13 protein-coding genes are annotated in these 19135 nt (G+C 69.4%); 6 read left to right on the top strand and 7 right to left on the bottom strand.

Going from position 1 to position 19135, the window contains the following annotated elements; genetic code table 11:
- Window positions 1-3: 3 nt before the first annotated feature.
- The 4 genes from recD to OH802_RS06385 form a co-directional block, all read right to left on the bottom strand.
- On the bottom strand, window positions 4-1758 hold the full coding sequence (gene recD, locus OH802_RS06400; RefSeq protein WP_406026190.1) for an exodeoxyribonuclease V subunit alpha: 1755 nt from the start codon (window positions 1756-1758) through the stop codon (window positions 4-6).
- Window positions 1755-5042 carry a UvrD-helicase domain-containing protein gene (locus OH802_RS06395; RefSeq protein ID WP_406026188.1) on the bottom strand — a complete coding sequence of 1096 codons (3288 nt, stop codon included), beginning with the start codon at window positions 5040-5042 and terminating at the stop codon, window positions 1755-1757. Before OH802_RS06395 ends, recD begins: the two co-directional genes overlap by 4 nt.
- Window positions 5042-8449 carry an exodeoxyribonuclease V subunit gamma gene (recC, locus tag OH802_RS06390; protein ID WP_406026186.1) on the bottom strand — a complete coding sequence of 1136 codons (3408 nt, stop codon included), beginning with the start codon at window positions 8447-8449 and terminating at the stop codon, window positions 5042-5044. The genes OH802_RS06395 and recC overlap by 1 nt, the downstream gene beginning before the upstream one ends.
- 89 nt (window positions 8450-8538) lie before the next feature.
- The gene (locus tag OH802_RS06385; protein ID WP_406026184.1) at window positions 8539-9087 is read right to left on the bottom strand and encodes a hypothetical protein; all 549 of its coding nucleotides are present in this window, start codon (window positions 9085-9087) and stop codon (window positions 8539-8541) included.
- 161 nt (window positions 9088-9248) lie between these two features.
- Here OH802_RS06385 and OH802_RS06380 point away from each other — a divergent pair, with 161 nt between their 5' ends.
- The 4 genes from OH802_RS06380 (at window position 9249) to OH802_RS06365 (ending at window position 14199) form a co-directional block, all read left to right on the top strand.
- Window positions 9249-9716, top strand: a complete 468-nt coding sequence (locus OH802_RS06380; protein WP_406026182.1) for a hypothetical protein — start codon at window positions 9249-9251, stop codon at window positions 9714-9716.
- Window positions 9713-11104 carry a hypothetical protein gene (locus tag OH802_RS06375; RefSeq protein ID WP_406026180.1) on the top strand — a complete coding sequence of 464 codons (1392 nt, stop codon included), beginning with the start codon at window positions 9713-9715 and terminating at the stop codon, window positions 11102-11104. The genes OH802_RS06380 and OH802_RS06375 overlap by 4 nt, the downstream gene beginning before the upstream one ends.
- 104 nt (window positions 11105-11208) lie before the next feature.
- The gene (locus tag OH802_RS06370) at window positions 11209-12168 is read left to right on the top strand and encodes an IS481 family transposase (RefSeq protein ID WP_406020345.1); all 960 of its coding nucleotides are present in this window, start codon (window positions 11209-11211) and stop codon (window positions 12166-12168) included.
- A 132-nt stretch (window positions 12169-12300) separates the two neighbouring features.
- Window positions 12301-14199 carry a DUF5107 domain-containing protein gene (locus tag OH802_RS06365; protein ID WP_406026178.1) on the top strand — a complete coding sequence of 633 codons (1899 nt, stop codon included), beginning with the start codon at window positions 12301-12303 and terminating at the stop codon, window positions 14197-14199.
- Between the two features lie 6 nt (window positions 14200-14205).
- Here OH802_RS06365 and OH802_RS06360 read toward each other — a convergent pair whose 3' ends face one another.
- The 3 genes from OH802_RS06360 to OH802_RS06350 all read right to left on the bottom strand — a co-directional run bounded on the left by OH802_RS06360 (window position 14206) and on the right by OH802_RS06350 (window position 17143).
- Window positions 14206-14703, bottom strand: a complete 498-nt coding sequence (locus tag OH802_RS06360; protein ID WP_406026176.1) for a PGPGW domain-containing protein — start codon at window positions 14701-14703, stop codon at window positions 14206-14208.
- A 56-nt stretch (window positions 14704-14759) separates the two neighbouring features.
- Window positions 14760-15134, bottom strand: coding sequence for a DUF805 domain-containing protein (locus OH802_RS06355; RefSeq protein WP_160026448.1), 375 nt, complete (start codon window positions 15132-15134; stop codon window positions 14760-14762).
- A 167-nt stretch (window positions 15135-15301) separates the two neighbouring features.
- Window positions 15302-17143 (bottom strand): phosphoenolpyruvate carboxykinase (GTP), encoded by a 1842-nt coding sequence (locus OH802_RS06350; RefSeq protein ID WP_406026174.1) that lies wholly within the window; start codon window positions 17141-17143, stop codon window positions 15302-15304.
- A gap of 332 nt (window positions 17144-17475) precedes the next feature.
- Between OH802_RS06350 and OH802_RS06345 the strand changes: the two genes are divergently transcribed.
- Together OH802_RS06345 and argJ are read left to right on the top strand one after the other, a co-directional pair.
- Window positions 17476-17937, top strand: a complete 462-nt coding sequence (locus OH802_RS06345; protein WP_378822099.1) for a hypothetical protein — start codon at window positions 17476-17478, stop codon at window positions 17935-17937.
- 49 nt (window positions 17938-17986) lie between these two features.
- Complete coding sequence (gene argJ / locus OH802_RS06340) at window positions 17987-19135, top strand: bifunctional glutamate N-acetyltransferase/amino-acid acetyltransferase ArgJ (protein WP_406026171.1); 1149 nt, start codon at window positions 17987-17989, stop codon at window positions 19133-19135.

The raw sequence follows: 19135 nt of genomic DNA, 5'->3' as shown, positions 1-19135 counted from the left end.
AGCTCAGTGGCCGAGGCGCTGGCGCAGGCCGGAGGCGCGCTGGGCCCGGCGGGTGATCGCGGCGGTGACGGCGTCGGGGGTGCCGACGATGCGCACGCGCTCCTGCGCCCTCGTCACCGCGGTGTAGAAGAGCTCGCGGGTGAGCAGGGGCGAGTCGTCGGGCGGGAGCAGGACGGTGACGGACCTGGCCTGGCTGCCCTGGGACTTGTGGACCGTCATCGCGTGCAGGGTCTCGATGTCACCGAGCCGTGAGGGCGCGTACGTCGCACCGCCCGCGATCGCGACGCGGAGGTCGCCGCCGGCGTCGGTGTAGGTGACCCCGGTATCGCCGTTGAAGAGGCCGAGGCCGTAGTCGTTGGCGGTGACGAGGACCGGCCGGCCCGGATACCACTCGTGGCCCCAGCCGATGCCGAGCGGCTCACCGGTGGTCTCGGCGAGGCCGCGTTCGATCTGCCGGTTCCAGTGGGCGACGCCCCAGGGGCCGTCGCGATGCGCGCAGAGGAGGCGCGATTCATCGAGCATCCGTACGCAGCGCTCCGCGTCGCCCGCGAGCGCAGCCTCGTGAAGAGCCGCGGCGTGAGCGACCAGGCCGCGCTCGACCTCGGCCACCCGAGTCTCGTCGGCGGGGTCGACGAGCTCGACCGCGGGGTCGCCGGACTTCAGCACGTCGAGTGCCGCGTCGGCGTCGCCGACCCGCAGCGCCTCGGCGAGGGCGCCGATCGCGCCACCGAAGCGATGGGTGATGCGGAGTGCGGCGACGGCGTCGGGCGAGCGAACGGCGAGTCCGGCGACGAGGTCGGAGAGCACCGCCCCGGCCTCGACGCTCGCGAGCTGGTCGGGATCGCCGACGAGGATCAGCCGCGCCTCGGGGCGTACCGCTTCGAGGAGCCGGGCCATCATCGTCAGCGAGACCATGCTCGTCTCGTCGACGACGATCACGTCGTGCGGCAGCCGGTTGGTGCGATGGTGCTTGAACCGGGTCGACGAGCCGGGTCGCCAGCCGAGCAGCCGGTGGAGCGTCGACGCGGTGAGACCTGCGAGACGGCCGCGGTCGTCGGCGGTGAACTGCGGCGCCCGCTGGGCACCCTCGACGGCTTCCTGAAGCCGCGCGGCGGCCTTGCCCGTCGGGGCGGTCAGCGCGACCCGCAGCGGGGTCGAGGACTGCTCGGTGAGCAGCGCCAGCAGCCCGGCCACGGTCGTCGTCTTGCCGGTGCCGGGTCCGCCGGTGAGCACCGTCGTCGACTGCCGGGCGGCGGCGAGCGCGGCGGCACGTTGCTCGGCGTAACCCTCGCCCGGGAAGAGCCGGGCCGCGGTCGCCTCGAGCAGGACCTCGTCGGCCACGGGGCGCGGCGAGGCCAGTCGGGCGAGCAGGTCGTCGCGTACCTGTCCCTCTTCGCGGTGATAGCGGTCCAGGTAGAGCAGGCCGTCGTCGACCTGCACCAGGGACTGTGCCGCCAGCGGACTGTCGGCGACGGCCTCCAGCCAGCCGGCAGCAGCCGGCCACGGCAACGCCTCCTCGGTCTCCCGCAGCGTGGCCAGGTCGACGCACACCGATCCGTGCCGGACCGCGCGGACCGCGAGCGCCACCGCCAGTCGCACCTCGTCGCGCTCCTCTCCGGCGAGCGCGGCGGCTCGGGTAGCGACGTGTACGTCGGCCGCGGTCAGCACGCCCTCACGGTTGAACGACGCGAGCAGGCCCGTCGCTGACCGGGCCAGGCGTGCGTCGAAGGGGTCCTCGGACTCCCAGCGCTCGATCATGAGGCCACTCCATCCGGAAGAGTTCCGTCCAGCAGGTCGGACAGCGCGACCGCGAGGGACGCGGGCGGCTGCCAGGTGAAGACGCCGGTCGGGATGCCGTCGACGACGGGCGTGTCCGGGCCGAGCATCCCGCGCACGTAGAGATAGAGCACGCCACCGAGATGCACCTCGGGGTCGTATCCGGGCAGGCGCCAGCGCAGGAAGCGGTGCACCACCGCGGAGTAGAGCAGCGCCTGCAGCGGGTAGTGAGAGTGCAGCATCGCCTCGGCGAGCTTCGGCTGGGTGTAGTCCATCGCCTCCACGCCCAGGAAGTTGGTCTTGTAGTCGACCACCACGAACCGTCCGCTCGGCAGCCGCAGCACCACGTCCACCGAGCCGGTCAGGTAGCCCCGCAGCGACTGGTCTCCCAGCGGTGGAGCCTCGAGCCGGTCTGCGTACGTCACCATCGGGTCGTCCGCCGGAAGGTGCGCACGCAGGAGCGGCGCGAGGTCACGGAGGCATACGTCGGGAGCCTCTAGCGGGCGGGTGTCGCCGCCCCCGAGCGGGATCTCGAAGTCGAGCTCGCGCAGCCGGTCGCGCAGCGGGATCTCGGCCAACGTCAGCCCGTCGGCCAGCGGGCCGAGCGAGGTCAGGTTGAGCGGCAGGATCCCGGTCGCGAGATCCTCGGCCGAGGCCGGCACCGGCCACCAGCGCAGCTGCTCACGGGTCCTGGTCAGCACCTCTTCGCCCAGGTCAGGGGCGTCCGGGTCGGTGTGCTCCAGGACCGCGTGGACCAGCGAGCCGAAGCCGGCGCCCTTGGGCAGCTCGGCCATCGGCGAGACGTGCTCCTCCTCCGCGGGGGTTTCGACGACATCGACGTCCTCGGCGATGGGCTCGTCGTCCTTGCCCTCGACCTCCGGCTCGGAGGTCGCCGCGACGCCCTCGTCGACCCGGATGAGCCCCGAGTAGGACGTACGCCGCCACTCGGCGTCGACCTCACGGGTGAACGGCCGGGCGGCGAGCATGCCGGGCGGAGCTTCTCGCACCGTCGGCGCTGCCGTGACCGGCACCGCCTCCTCGGCCACCGGACCGCCGTGGCGCGCGACATTGCTCAGCAGACTTGCCGCGTCCTCGTCGCTCGGCACAGCGACGCTGTCAGGAACCGCCGCTTGGCCAGGACCTCGCCCAAACAGCAGCCGGTGCAGTCCGCCGGTGGCCGTGTTGGCCGTCGGTGCCCACCATGCGACGACCTGGGACTGCGCCCGGGTCAGCGCGACGTACAGATCTCGAAGCTCCTCCCCCAGCTCCTCGGCCTGGTGTCTGGCCAGGTGCTGGGCCCACTGCGCGCCGGTCCGGGTGACGTCGATCGTCCGCTGCCCCGAGGCGTCGTGGAACCGGGCGACCTCCGGGTCGCGCACGAAGAAGTCGTAGGCGAAGGGCAGGTAGACGATCGGGTACTGCAGCCCCTTGGACCCGTGCACCGTGACGATCTGCACCGCCGCGGCGTCCGAGTCGAGCCGCCGCGGCCGCTCGGCGGCGGCAGAACGCCGCCGCTCGTCACGGAACCAGGCGAGCAGCGCCGGCAGTCCGAGCGAGTCGCGCACCGAGATGTCGTGGAGCAGCTGCCCCAGATGACGTACGTCGGTGAGCAGCCGGTCGCCGTCGGTGCGCCGCAGCACGCGCGCGGTGAGACCGCGCTCCTCCGCCGCTTCGATCAGGGCGGCGACGCCTCGGCCGCGCAGCAGCAGCGCCCAGCCGCGCAGCGTGTCGGCGATGCGCGAGGTCAGCGCTTCGCCGCCCGCGTCGAGCTCGGTCGCGGTGTAACCGAAGAACACGCTCAGCCCGGCCGCCCTCACCAGCGGCGTCCGGTGGGGCGAGTCGAGCGCCTGCAGCAGAGCGAGCCAGTCCTCGCCGGCGGGAGTCAGGAACACGTCACCGCCGCCAGCCATCACCGCCGGGATGCCGTGCTCCTGCAGCACGCGCTGGACCAGCAGCCCGTGGGAGCGCACCGCGACGATGACCGCGACGTCCCCGGCCTGGACCGGGGCATCGCACCACGCGGCCCCGGAGCCGAGCAGCTCGGCGATGTCTCCGGCGAGGTCCCGGGCGATGTGGGTGCGCGCGTCGCCGGCGGTGATCATCTTGCCGCGGGTGAGCTTGAACCCGCGGCGGGCGACCCGGCGGATCCGGAACGGCGCCGGATGCGGGGCACCGGCCAGCCGGGAGCCGGCGTGATGGGCCTTCACGTCGTGGACGACGATCTCCGGGGAGCCCAACGCCGCGCCTCGCAGGACCACCTGGAGCCGCTCGACCAGCGGGGCGTCGCTGCGCCAGTTGGTGTCGAGCGTCGCCTGCGTCTCGGCCGCTCGGGCGGCGGTCAGGTAGGTGAAGACGTCGCCGCCGCGGAAGGCGTAGATCGCCTGCTTCGGGTCACCGATGAGCACGAGCGTGGCGTGGCCCTCGAAGGCCCGGGAGACCACCTGCCACTGCACCGGGTCGGTGTCCTGGAACTCGTCGACCAGGACGATCCGCCACCGCTGTCGCATCCGCGCCCGCGCCGGCGCCGACGGGTCCTCGAGCGCGACCGCGAGCCGGGAGAGCAGGTCGTCGTAGGACAGGACGCCGCGCATCTGCTTGCGCCGGTCGACCTCGTCCCGGACCGCTTCGGCGAACCGCACCCGCGCACCCGCGACCGGGTCCTCGGCCGGTGCCGGGGCCAGCACCGACTGCGGGTCCTCGACCGCGGTGCGGGCCAGTCCGAGCGCGTCGTCGCGGTCGAACGGTGGCCGCTCCTTGGCCTCGCCGAACCACTTCAGGTAGAGGTCGTCGACGACCTCGACGACCAGTTCGTCGAGCGACTCGACCAGCTCGGCACCAGCGTCGGTGTCACCGGCCACCCCCAGCGAGCGCAGCACTAGCTGGCAGAACTGGTGGGTCGTCGCGATCGTCGCCCCGTCGAAGGAGGCGAGCGCGTCGCGCACGCGCTCGTGGCGTACCCGGATCTCTTCGTCTGACACGTCCAGCAGCAGCTCGAGGTGGGCGTCGAGCGGGGTCGGACGCTGCCCGGCGGCCGCGGCCGCGAAGGCTCGCTCGGCCTCGACCAGGTGGGAGCGCACCCGGTCACGCAGCTCCTGGGAGGCGGCGCGGCCGAAGGTGATCGCCAGGATCTCGTCGAGGGTCGCCTCGCCCTCGACGACATAGCGGGTGACCAGGGCGCCGATGGTGAAGGTCTTCCCGGTGCCGGCCGAGGCCTCGATCAGGGTGGTGCCGGTCGGGAGGGGACCGGTCAGTTTGAATCCGTCCATCACCAGCTCCCCTGCTCGGCGGTGAGCAACGGCGACCAGACTCGCATCGCGAGCGTGCCGAAGCGGGTCGTCTCCCCGTCGAACTCCTCGCCGGCCTCCGGCGGGTCACCCAGACCAGGGATCCCGGACCCCTTGCCCCAGGCCCTCACCTGCTCCACATCGGACTCCTCGCCCTCGAACCGTCCGTCGTTCCAGTCCCAGCCGGCCTTGTAGAGCGCGTCGTCGATCCCGGCCTGGGTCCGCCGCTGGCGCGCGTAGGTGAGCGAGGTCTTCAGCGGCAGCGGCACCGGCGCGGAGAGCCCCCGGTCGCGCAACCGCACCAGGTCACGCAGCACATCGACCGCGGTGTGGTCGAGCGGCCCGAGCTGGGAGAGCCCGAACGGCGTACGCGAACGGGAGTTGCCCGGCCGGCCCAGCGTCCAAGCGCTCCAGGCCCGGTCCTCGTCGGAGGCGGCCAGCGCGACCAGCTGCACCCACGACTCGATCCGCTGCCTGGCGCCCAGGCGCGAGTACGTCACCGGAGCGAGCCGGTCGCCGTAGACCTGTGGGACGGTGCCGGTCAGGCGCCGACCGTCACCGAGGTCGACCTCGACGTCGACTGCCCGCGCCTGCCCGGTGGAGATGCCCGCCTGCCGCACCCGCAGCGCCTCGGCCGCGATCGGCTTCGCCTTGGTGATCACGTCGGTGAGGATGCGCCAGCCCAGCCACTTCGGAGGCAGTACGCCGCGGCGCCACTCCTGCTGGGTCGCCTGCTCCTCCGACATCCCGGAGAGCAGGTCGTGGAGCAGCCGGTCGCCCACCGACCACTGCCCCAGGCCGTCGAGCTCGACCGGCAGACCGTCGGAGAGCGGATCGTCATCACGCGGCAGCGCGAGGTCCAGCCGGTCGCGGAAGAACGCGCGCACCGGAGCGCGGTAGAAGGCCAGCAGCTCCTCGAGCGTCAGGTCTCCGGCAGCGGTCGGCGCCAGCGGGGCGGGCAGGAACTCCGGCGGCGCGACGCGGTCGGCCACCGCGGCGAGAGCGCCGGCCTCGGCTGCCTTGTCGAATGAGAAGGAGTGTCCGGCCACCAGCGCCCCGGGCGTCAGGTTGCGCGGGTCGAACGGCTGCAGCGGGTGCCTGGTCGTCACGACCTCCTTGACCGGCCTGCCGTCCGCGGAGACGGCGGTCGCGTCCAGAGTGTCCAGCAGCTCCCCCAGCGGCACCGCGGGTGGCCGTGGCTGGCCCGAGTACTCGTTGGCGCCCGTGTAGGTCACCACCAACGTCTCGGTCGCCGCCAGCAGCGCGTCGAGGAACAGCTGCCGGTCCTCGCTGCGCAGGTCGCGCTCCCCGGTCTGCGGGTCGCGGGCCAGCAGGTCGTCGCCATCGGTGATCCCGACCCTCGGGAACACCCCGTCGTCCATGCCGAGCAGACAGACGACGCGATGGGGCACCGACCGCATCGGCACCAGCGTGGAGACGGTCAGCGTGCCGGTGCGGAAGTTGGCGCGCGTCGCCCGACCGGCCAGCCGCGCCCCCAACAGCGCCCGCACATCAGGCAGTCGCAGCTCGTCGACCTCCTGCCCCGCGGCGGCGTCCCGCACCCGGGACAGCTCCCGTGTCACCTGGCCCGATTGCCATTCGTCGTTGGTCGAGACCGACGTCAGCGCCGCGACGCCCTCCTCGATCACCTTCAGCCAGTGCTTCAGCGGGTGCACCCCGGCCAGCTCGTCGGTCACGTCTTGCAGTCGATCGACGAGCTCGGCGAACTTCCCGGCCAGCTCGACCGACCCGCTCCCGACATCGTCGAGCGGCAGGGTCGTATCCAGCCAGGTCGCCGAGTCCTCGGACATCGCGACCCCGGTGAGGATCCGGTCCATCCCGAAGCGCCAGGTGTTGGCGACGTACGTCTCCAGGCCGAAGGGCTCGCGGTGCTCCGCGTCGAAGCCCCATCTGATCCCGGCGTCCTTGGCCCAGTCCTCGAGCTGCTCCAGAGCATCGTCGTTGAGCCCGAACCGGCGTCGCACCGGATCGAGATGAGCAAGATCGAGTACGTCGCTCACCCCCGCCCGGCCGCCGGCCAGGTCGAGCAGCCTGGTGGCCACGTCCAGAAGCGGGTTCGTACGCGTCAACGACCGGTCCGCCAGCTTCACTCGCAGCCGGTGAGCGGGGTGTCCGGTCTCGCCGGTCATCTCCCCCAGCCCGAACCCGGCCTCGATCAGCGGCGCGAAGGTCTCGATGTCGGGGCACATCACCAGGACGTCCCGCGGCTCCAGCGTCGGGTCGTCCTCGAGCAGCCCCAGCAGCACCTCGCGCAGCACCTCCACCTGCCGCGCCTCGCCGTGGCAGGCATGCACCTGGATCGAACGGTCCCCGGGCTCGAGCACCCGGTCGGCACTCTCCCCGACCGTGTTGCCTCGGATGTCCTCCTGAAGCCACGTGAGCAGCCCCCCGCTGGTTGAGCCGTGAGCGCCAGCGAGCGTGTCGAAACCAACACAGTCGTCAACCGCGGCCAGCTCAACGAGCCCCCGCTGCAGCTCCCGCGTATCCCGCCCCAGCGTCGCCAGCAACGGATGCCCGACCTCGTCGTGCGACCGGTCCGCCGTCCGCGCGACCGTCCCGTCCAGCCCGGCGAGCGCCTGCCACAGGGCTTCGGAGGGGTGCGGCAGCCACAGGTGCACCTCCCGGTGCTCCCCCAGCGCCGCGACGAGCTCGATGTCGGTCGCCGAGAGCCGGGTGTGCCCGAACAACGAGACCCGCTCCGGCAGCTCGAACTCCCGGGGCTTCTCCTTCAGCCGAGCGACCGTCGCCGCCTGCCGCTCCACCGGCGTCGGCCCACCGACCAGCGCGGCAACGGCTCGCCACAACGGCGGCTGCCACGCCAGATCCTCGGCGATCTTCGCCCCGAGCCCGTCCGTGTCCAGCCCCGCACTCCAGTCGGCGACCACCGCCGGCCGCTGGTCCGCGTACGCAGCGAACAACCGCGCCAACCGACGGGCCAGCGCCAGCCGCCGCCCCCGCCGGCGTACACCTTCCTCCGTCGTATCCCCGTGCCCAAGGTGCTGCGCGAGCGGCCTGGCCCAGGGCTCGTCCAGCGATGCGTCGATCGCCGCCAGCACCGGCCAGGTCAGCGACTCCGGCGCCCAGGGATCCTCATCCCCCGTGCCCGCAACCTCAGCGAACAGCGACCAGGGAGACCGGAAGTCGACCCCCGCACAGATCCCGTCCGCACGCCCGTCAGCAGCCCCCAGGCGATGCGAGAGCCGCTGCGACAACCACCGCTCCACCCCCCGCGCCGGCACCACCACGACCTCCGTCGCGAACGGATCCCCCAACGGCACCGACAACAGCTCACCGAGCGAGTCGGCGAGCAGATCGGTCCGCGGCGCGCGGTGCAGATGTACGACCACAGACCGCAACCTATCGGTCACCGCCGACATCAGATCCTTGGACTCGGCGCTACCTACCGAGGCCGTTCAGTCGCCCGCCTTGACGCCGTCGCTTCGAGGGCTGCTATCGATCAGCCCTCGAACTCGAACGACGGCATCACCTGGTTGATGAGCTCGTCAGTTTCGTCTCTCGTGACCCACTCGGGGTTGAACGACCAAGCAACCAGAACCTCTGATCCGCCCACCACAGTGCCGTAGTGATCGAATCTTTCAGTGTCGTTTGTGCCGCGGAGGTGAAAGAAAGTGCTGCCGCCGTACTTCACGTCGGGAAGACGCTTGCCATCCGGGTAGGCCGTCTCGACGCGCGAAAGCGCCGCCTCTGCAAGCTCGTCGACGTCAGAAGCAAGGGTGGTCCCAACATTAAAGATCCCGGACCCAGGCGAGAAGCCATCTGCATCGTCTGGCGCACCGATGACGTAGCTCCCATCCTCGGGTTTGACGTACCAGCCGTTCGGCGCCGTGAACTGCGCCCCGTCGAGTTCTGCCGTCTCGCCCTCGGCAGCCGGAGCGCTTGGGGACTCTGTACCAGCCGAGGACCCGCTCGACGCGGTGGCAGTGGACTCAGGCCCTGATGGCTCATCACTTCCTCCACCACAAGAGCACAGCGCGAACGAAGTCATGGTCGCCACGATGGTTATGGCGAAGCGTCGGGACGGGAGAGTCCGAGGTCCAGTCATGCTGGAGAGAATAGTGCGTCGCCCTCGATCACATTGGCAGTGACGATCCGACGGTCTCATGCTTAGACTTTGCTTACCGTAAGCACATACTCGGGGAGGCCGACGTGGCAGGTTCACACTCATCCGGAGTCGATGAGGCCCTGGTCAACAAGATCAAGCAGGTTCTCACGGAGGCCAAGGACGACGTATACAAAGCTCATGTCGACAAGCCAGGGTCAGGGGACCTCGGCGGCAGCGCGACTGCTGGAGCGCTCGAAAAGCTCATGAACCTGGCCACCGAGCGCATCAACTCAACACTCTCGCAGACGAACACTGCGCTGATCGACTTCATCGATGGCCTGGACAATGCCGTGCGTGCGGTCAAGAACGCCGACGAAGAGGCTGAGGCCGCATTCCGCACGCAGTTGACATCGGCCGTCGACCAGATCAACAGACCCTTCTTCGAGAACCTGGGCAAGGACGGTCGGCTGAACCTGCCAGACGTCCCGATCCCGTTCTTCCCGTCCTCGGAGGCGCTAGAGACGGCGGCATCACGCGCTGAGCTCGGCCAAGATCAGGAGGCGAACAAGTGAACGCGCTCGCCGCAGGCGGCGGGGTCAGCAAGGGCGGCATGATGGTGATCCTCAAGCAGTATGTCGCCGCCGCAAAGCCCGACGACGTCAAGGCACGGCTCGACGACTGGAAGCAAGCGCGCGAAGCGCTGGCGACGGTAGCGAGGAACTTGGAGTTGGCCAGCGGCCAATTGCCCAAAGCCTTTGAAGAGACATCCCTCACCACCGACGCCGCCACGCGCGCGTTCCGTGAGGCAGCCGACAAGTTGAATACCAAGGTCGATCAGCTAGACGCCGCGATGAAGGCCCTGACAACGGCACAGGACGCAACGAAATCGGCAAAGAGTGCCCACGACCAGTTGGAGGGCAACCTCCCGACGAACCACGGACCCCGGCCGGATGCTTCAGCCGCGCAGTACGCGCAGTCCGGCTCTGGCGTAGACACCGCGACCGCCAAGTCGAATGCCAACCAATTGAAATCGGACCAGGCAGCGTGGGCAGCCGAGGAGGCGAAGATCGCCGCAGCAGAAGAGGCCGCCGCCAAACTCATCCAACAGATCGACGAAAGCAACTACTCGGCCCAACCTCCGGTCCGCGAGATCACCGACGCACCAGACCCCGACGGCCCCAGTAAGGCTCCGTCAGCTCCGTCGTCCCCCGGTTCCTACAGCGAGATCGCAGCATCTCGAGCCCGTATGGCGAAGTACAACTCCGGCACCCTCTACCCCGACGGCTGGGGGCACGAGCTGATCGCCCAGGAGAAGGCGAACATCGAGGCGCACCAGGCGGAGAACAAGCCTGAGTGGAACGGCACCCAGTGGGTCAACGCCGACGGCACTCCGGCGCCCTCGACGTCGTACGCGATGGTCGAGACGGCTGACGGGCTGGCACCGCTTGGCGGCGGCACGAGCGGCATGACCGCGCTCGCGATCGGCGGCGGCGGGGCTCTGCTCGGTGCTGGTGTGGCCAAGGCGCTTGCCAACAAGTTCGCGTCCGGAGCGTCTGCGAAGGCAGCGACGGCCAGTGCCACGTCTAGGTCTGCAGCCGCGAGGGCGGGCGCTGCCGGTGCCCGCGCGGGTGGCGGAGCTGGCGCTCGCGGAGCTGGAGCCGGCGCACGTGGCGCCGGCGCCGGGGCAGGTGCCCGCGGCGCTGGTGGACGCGGCGCCCGAGGCGGTCCGACCGGAGCGGGCAGCCGGGGCGGACGCGGCGGAGCCGGCGGTGCCGGTGGCCGCGGCGGCAAGAAGGACGACAAGAGGAACGGCCAGGACCAGGACTGGCAGGCCGACTACACCGACGACTGGACCGAGACCGCAAGCGACGTCCTGGATCCCGACGCGGCCCGCGGCTGGACCCCGAACGCGCCACAGGACGACGCCTCCGGCGCCGACAAGAACGGCCGCAAGCCCTAGTTGTATTCGGCCAGGACGTTGGTAGCGGCGTGCCTGGTTGAACCAAGGAGAACCTCCGGTTGGGATGTGGCTTGTCTAAGGCCCACTTCCACCCGGAGGTTCTCGTGTTCCACGGTAGTGCCCGGCTGACCGTTCATGGTCGGCGACTCATCGTCCAGCGTCATCAGGCAGGCTGGAAACAGGCCCACATCGCTGCCGCGATGGGTGTCTCACGCAAGTGCGTGAAGACCTGGATCGACCGCTACGCCACCGAAGGCGATCGGGGCCTTCAAACCAGGTCCTCGCGTCCCCGTACCAGCCCGACTCGGACCAGCCACGAGGTCGAGCAGCAGGTGCTGGAGCTACGCCGTCGCCAGCGTCGCGGGCAGGACTGGATCGGACCTGAGCTCGGCATCCCACCCCGCACGGTGTCGCGGATCCTGCGCCGCAATCAGGTGCCCTACCTGGCCCAGTGCGACCCGATCACCGGCAAGGTCATCCGCGCCTCACAAGCAACCAGCAGGCGTTACGAACGTGACAAGCCGGGCGAGCTGGTCCACATGGACGTCAAGAAACTCGGCAAGATCCCCAACGGTGGCGGCTGGCGCGCCCACGGCCGCAGCGAAGAGGTCCGCGGCCGGGGCAACGGCTACGACTACATCCACTCACTAGTCGATGACCACTCCCGGCTGGCCTACTCCGAGATCCTTCCCGATGAGAAGGGCCCCACCTGCGCAGCGTTCCTGATCCGAGCAGCCGCCTACTTCGCCGAACACGGGATCGGCCGGATCGAACGGGTCATCACCGACAACCACCTCAGCTACCGACGATCCCGCGACGTCGCCGACGCCATCACGGCACTCGGCGCCAAACACAAGTTCATCCGCCCCCACTGCCCCTGGCAGAACGGCAAGGTCGAACGCCTCAACCGCACCCTGCAAACCGAGTGGGCCTACCGCCAGGCCTTCACCAGCAACGACGCCCGAGCCGCCGCCCTTGCACCCTGGATCCAGCACTACAACACTGAACGCCGCCACAGCGCACTCGGAGGAAAACCACCGATCAGCCGCCTGCTACCAACCTGATGGCCGGATACACCTAGTAGGACCAGCGCTCGCACTTGAATCGCCGGCCTCATCCGCGCCCACAACCGTGGATGAGGTCGGCGGTTCGCATTGTCCGGGTGGCAGCGTCCTCAGCCTGGTTTGATGGTCGCGATGAGCACGCTGAGGATGGACCGGCTCTCGATCGAGGGCGCTGAGGACCCGATTGATGGGCCGCTGCCGTTGCTGCACGACGTGCCGCGGCCGGCGTTTGAGTCCGGAGCCGCGCCCTATCCGGACATGGCGGCCAACCTCGAGTACGGCCGGCCGAGCACGCTGCTGCCGTACACGGCTCAGGACTCCTACACGCGCCGACGCGAGGTGCGCGATCTGCCGAGCCTGGTGCTGGAGAACGAACTGCTCTCCGCCACGTTCCTGCCCGGCTACGGTGGGCGGCTGTGGTCGTTGGTGCACCGGCCGTCGGGCCGGGAGCTGCTGCACCGCAACCCCGTCCTGCAGCCCGCCAACCTGGCGCTGCGCGACGCCTGGGTGGCCGGCGGGGTGGAGTGGAACCTCGGTGCCACGGGGCACTGGCCACTCACCTGCTCCCCGCTGCACGCGGTGAGGCTGACCGCGCAGGACGGGACACCGGTCCTGCGGATGTACGAGCTGGAGCGGATGCGGCGGGTCGTTGTCACGATCGACGCCTGGTTGCCCGCCGGATCCCCGGTGCTGCTGGTGCATGTGTCGCTCCAGAACCCTGCACCGAAGCCGACGCCGGTCTACTGGTGGACGAACATCGCGGTGCCCCAGGGCCCGGACGTACGCGTCGTCGCGCCGGCCGAGCGGGCCTTCCACTTCGACTACGCGGAGCAGCTGAGACTGATCGACTTTCCGGATACGTCGGGCGGCGACCAGAGCTATCCGACGAGGTTCGCCCGGGCGGCCGACTTCTTCATGGACATCCCCGACGGCGAGCGCCGTTGGATCGCCGCGCTCGACGGCGACGGCCGTGGGCTCGTCCAGGCATCCACCGACCGACTCGTCGGCCGCAAGCTCTTCCAGTGGGGCACCGGTGCGGGCGGACAGCGGTGGCAGGAGTGGCTGTCCGGACCGGGCGCTGCGTACATCGAGATCCAGGCGGGCTTGGCGCGTACGCAGTTCGAGCACCTCGCGCTGCCCGCAGGCGAGACCTGGGAGTGGGCCGAGGCGTTCGGTCTGCTCGAAGTCGACCCCGAGCGGGTCCACGGCTCGTGGGACTCGGCCCGGGCGGCCGTGGACGAGGGGCTCGAGATGCTCGTGCCACGGGCCGAGCTGGAAGACGCGCTCAGCGTGGCGGGACAATTCGCGGGGCCTGCAGACCTGCTCGCCCGCGGGTCCGGGTGGGGCGCGCTCGAGGTCGCGGCCGGCGCCGTGCCGGCGGACCCGCTGCGACCGTTCGGAGCGTGCAGCGAGGACCAGAAGCCCTGGCTCGATCTGTTGCAGCACGGCCGGCTGCCGATCAGCGACCCGCCCGCAGTTCCGGTCCTTGGTGCACACTGGCGAGAGCTGCTGGAGGCCTCGGCCGACGACTGGCACGCGTGGTATCACCTCGGGCTGCTCCTGCTGGCCGACGACGACCGCCTCGGAGCGCACAGAGTCCTGGAGCGGTCGATCGCCGACCACCCCAACCCATGGGCACTGCACGCGCTCGCGCATCTCGCAGACTCAGCAGACCTCGCGGACTCGCCTGCTGCGGATCTCCTGCTCGAGGCCCACCGCCTCCGTCCCGACCTGCGCGAGCTCACCATCGAGCTGCTCCAGGCGCTGATCGCCTCCGACCGCCCCTCCGAAGCGCTCGAGGTGATCGCCGCCCTTGCCGATCGGGAGCGTGACCACGGTCGGATCCGACTGTGCACCGCGCAAGCCGCGCTCGCCGTGGGCGACCTCGACCGGGTCCGCCGGCTCCTCGACGCGGGCATCACGGTCGACAACCTCCGCGAGGGCGAGACCGCCCTGGACACGCTCTGGCTCGCCGTCCATCCCGGCGAGCCGGTGCCGCCTGCGTACGACTTCCGGATGAGTTCCGACTGACGACCGTCAGGCGACCTTGTTCATCTCACCGGTGTGCTCGATGTCCTCGTCGAGCTGGTGACGAGCATCGGGGTGGCCGTGGAAGCGGTGGTAGGAGTAGCCCAGGATGACGAGGGCGATGATGCACGACCCCAACAGCGTGACACCGGTCCAGTCGCCGCCGAGGAGCCAGAAGGACGCCTCGAGGGGCCACCAGTGGGGCGCAGGTGGGTTGATCAGGAAGATGACGCCGACGGCACCGATGGAGAGCGCCCCGAGGGTCGAGGCCACGATGCGCGGCCAGGTCTCGACGCCCTCGGCGACACCACGCATGGCGCGGAGGCGCACCGGCTCGACATAGCGACGAGCCCAGGCGTACTGGCGGGAGAGCACAGCCAGCCCACCGAAGAGCATCAGCAGCCCTGGACCCGGCAACACCATCGCGGCGATACCGGCGACCACGAGCAGCCACCCAACGGTCTCGTAGGCGAGCCGCTTCGCTGCGGCTCCTGCGAGGGACTTCATGCCAATAGCCTGCCATTCCGGGACAACCCCGAGAACCACTAAGGGAATTTTACGCCTCATGCGGCCAGGTCGTACTTGACACCCTCGGGGCTCGGGAAGGTCAACCAGAGCACTGCGAGGACGATGTCACCGATCACAGGTACGACCAGGATCAGCTGCCACCACCCGGAGCGGTTGATGTCGTGCAGCCGCCGCGCACCGAGCGCGATGGTCGGCACGAACGCCACCAGCCCGTAGAGACCGATCACGAGGCTCACCACCTCGTCTCGCGCCAGTACGAGGACGATGAGCATCAGAAGGTTCACGAGCATCGGCCAGAGCAGCTCGGTGCGGCTGGCGCGACCCGAGAATGTCGCGTACTTCTTCCAGAACCGCGCGTACGCCTCGGTGATCGAGGCCGCACGAAGCGGCTGGCTCAAGGGGATCGTCACGGGCAGGAACCTTAGGTGGGGGACATCGGCTACGTAAATGTCTGGCCGGGCATCTGTTCCAGATACGAACAAAGTTCATCTTCCCGTAGGAAACGAACGCAGACAGAAACAACAGGGGCGGCGTACGGAAAGAGAATTCCGTACGCCGCCCCCGGCTGTGGTCTCGATCAGGCCTGAGCGGCCTCGTCGATGGCAGCAGCGACGCGCTTGTGCGCCTCCCAGATCTCCTCCGGCAGCTTGAACTGCTTGAGGTGCTCCTCGCGGAATCCCATCTCCTGCTTCCAGCGGTTCAGGTCGAGGGAGAGGATCCGGTCGAGGTCCTTCTGCGGCAGGTCGAGGCCGCGCAGGTCGAGCTCGTCCTCGGTCGGGATGACGCCGACGGGGCTCTGCTGGCCCTTGACCTCACCCTTCTTGAACTGCAGCAGCCACAGCAGCGCGCGCACGTTCTCGCGGTAGCCGGGCCACAGGAAGTGACCGTCCTCGGAGTCACGCTGGAACCAGTTGACGTGGGCGAAGACCGGCTTGTCGGTGGCCTCGCCGATGATCTTCAGCCAGTGGCGGGCGTAGTCGCCCTCCTCGTAGGCGAGGAACGGACGCATCGACATCGGGTCGTAGCGCAGCACGCCCTCGAGGCCGTCGGCCGCGGCGGTCGCCTCGGCACCGAGGGTGAGGCCGTCGTAGACGCCCTCGGCGACGTCGGTGATCGCGCGGATCAGCGGCTCGCGGTCACGGGTGCGGCCACCGAAGATGATCGCGTCGACCGGCACGCCGGCCGGGCTGTCGAAGTCGGGGGCCGCGTTGGGCACCTGCGAGATCGGCGTGGTGAAGCGGGAGTTGGGGTGGGCCCAGGGCTCGCCCAGCTCGTCGTCGATCCGGTTGGCGATGCGCTCGCCCTTCCAGTCGATCCAGCCGTCGAGGTCGTCCGGGTGGTGCTTGGTGAGCCCCTCCCACCAGACCTCCTGGGTCTTCTCGTTGTAGGCGACGTTGGTGAAGATCGCGCCCGAGCCCGGCAGGACCGCCTGGACGGCGCCCGGGTTGGTCTTCTCGTTGGTGTCCTTGGCGACGCCGAAGACGCCGTTCTCCGGGTTGAAGGCGTAGAGCTTGCCGTCCTCGCCGACCCAGATCCAGGCGATGTCGTCGCCGTAGAAGGTGACCTCGTAACGCTCACCGAGGGCGTCGGGCGAGAGCGTCATCGAGAGGTTGGTCTTGCCGGAGGCGGACGGGAAGCCACCGACGACGTGGAACTCCTCGCCGGTCTCCTTGTCCTTGATGCCCAGCAGCAGGAACTGCTCGGCCAGGAACTTGCCGGAGGCGCGGCCGTCGTAGCAGGCCTGGCGCAGGCCGTGGGCGATCTTGCCCAGCAGCGCGTTGCCGCCGTAGGAGGAGCCGAAGTGGAGGATCGTACGCTGGTCGGCGACCGTCGCGAAGAGGCGCTGGTCCTTGTCGGTCCCCTGCCCGAGGTTGGGCAGGTCGCCGGTCACGTGCACCGCACGGACGAAGGAGTTCGGGTCCGCGAGGTTGTTGATGTAGTCGATGCCGACGCGGGCCATCCGGATCATCTGCTGCACGACCGGGCGGCTGTCGGTGAGCTCGACACCCGCGGCGTACGCCTCGAGCGGCGAGCCGGCCGGAGCCATCAGGTAGGGGATGACGTACATCGTCTTGCCCGCCGAGGCGCCGGTCATCCGCTCGGTGAGCGTCTTGACGGTCTCGTCAGCCGGCTTCCAGTTGTTGTAGACGCCCTTGTCCTCCGGGTTGGAGGTGGCGACCACGGTGCGCTCCTCGGAACGCGCGGTGTCCTTGCTGTAGGAACGGCTGTAGTAGCGGCCGCCCGTCACCGGGAGAAGCTCGCCCGCTGCCAGGGACTCCTGGAGGAGCCGCTCGTCGTCGGCTGCGCTGACAACCTCGATCTGCTCGGCTCCGGTCACCCCTGCCCAGTAGGAGACATACTCCCGCACATGAGGATTCGTCAGCCCCGCCTCATCGAGGACCTTGTCCACGTCAACCATTCCGACACCCTTCAAAAGTTTCGCCGATTGCAGGCACGTTACCCCAGTTGAAGAGGCCTCCAACCGGGGTACCGTGCACCAGAGTGGGTCATCGATCACGGGCCTGGACAATTGATCGATCCAACTGCAGGCGATGTTCCGATAGCCGGTCCTGAGACCCTTGCGACCCCCATGTTTAAGTGAGAAACGCCTCATTTCGGCGAGCGGTCCGTAATGTGGATGTGACGCCGATGTCGCATGGTGACACGGATTACATCTAAGGTTTCGCGAGTGATCCCCCAACACAAAGACGTTGAATTGTTTCAATTCCTGAGCGGTCCAGAGGTCGCCTGATGGACCTCATTCTCGGGACCTTCGCCGCCTCCTTCGCCGGAGGACTCTTCCCCGTCATCAACTTCGAGACCTACCTCGCGGTGGCCGCCTCGAACCTGACCTTCTCCGCCCTGGTGCTCGCCCTGGTGGCGGGAATCGGCCAGACCAGCTCCAAGGTCGTCTGGTACTACGCCGGCCACGGCACCACCGCTCTCCCCTTCGTCCGCAAGAAGATGTCGTGCGAGAAGTGGCAGAAGCGGATGGAGAAGTGGGAGCGGCGTACGCAGGGCAGGCCCGCCTACGCCGGCGGGCTGCTCGCGGTGGCCGCACTCAGCGGGCTTCCGCCGCTGGCGATCCTGGCGGTGGTCTACGGCACGCTCAAGGCCAACCTGATGCTCTTCGTCGCGATCACGTTCGTGGGCCGCGTACTTCGGTCCTGGATGATCCTGGAAGCCGCCGCGTTCGCGTGGTTGCGGACATAGGACCCGAGACGCGCTGACCCGGAGATCGGGCAGAGCCTAGGCTGTCCGCATGCCTCAACCAGCCGGATTCGTCGGAGTCACCGCCAACCTCGGTCTCAAGGAGGGCGCTGACGACTTCGCCGTCGTCGCCGCCCCCTCGGGCCCGGTCACGAGCGCAGCGGTCTTCACCCGATCCCGCTTCGCAGGCGCCTCGGTGCTGCTCTCCCGAGCCTCCGACCTCTCCGCGTTCCGCGGGATGGTCACCATCTCGAAGAACGCCAACGTCGCGACCGGGCCGACGGGCGAGGCCAACGCCCTGGAGGTACGCCGCCTGGCGGCCGAGGTCGTCGGCGTCCGCCCCGAGGAGCTGCTGGTCGCCTCGACTGGCGTGATCGGCGTGCAGTACCCGATGGACGTCCTCACGCCCGCACTCGAGAAGCTCGCCGGGACCGCCGGCGACGCCGACTTCGACGCCGCCGCGGCGGCGATCATGACGACCGACACGATCGCCAAGATCGAGACCCGGACCGTCGGCGACGCGACGATCACCGGGATCGCGAAGGGCGTCGGGATGCTCGAGCCCGACATGGCCACGATGCTGACCTACTTCTTCACCGACGCCGCGGTGCCCGCCGCCGAGCTCGACGCGGCCTTCCGCCGGGTCGTCGACCGCACCTACAACGCCGTCTCGATCGACACCGACACCTCGACCTCCGACACGGCCGCGATCTTCGCCTCCGGCACGGCCGGGGCGGTCGACCTGGGTGAGTTCGAGGCCGCGCTCTACGACGCCGCGCTCGCGCTGGTGAAGAAGATCGCCTCCGACGGGGAGGGTGCCTCCAAGCTGATCACGGTCTCGGTCAGCGGCGCCCGCGACGACGCCCAGGCCAAGCGGGTCGGCAAGGCCATCGTCAACTCACCGCTGGTCAAGACCGCCGTCCACGGCGCCGACCCCAACTGGGGCCGCGTCGCGATGGCCATCGGCAAGCTCCGCGAGGAGACCGACATCTCCCCCGAGAACGTACGCATCGCCTTCGGCGGCACCGAGACCTACCCAGCTCAGGTCTCTGCAAATCTATTGGCAGATTTGTCGACTTATCTGTCTGGCGATGAAGTCTCCATCGAAGTCGACCTCGGCATCGCCGGCGGTGAGTTCACGGTCTACGGCTGCGATCTCACCGACGGTTACATCCGCATCAACGCCGACTACACCACCTGA

Origin of the sequence: Nocardioides sp. NBC_00850, assembly GCF_045207335.1 — a bacterium.
Lineage (GTDB): Bacteria > Actinomycetota > Actinomycetes > Propionibacteriales > Nocardioidaceae > Nocardioides.
This window is presented reverse-complemented; position numbering and strand designations above follow the sequence as displayed.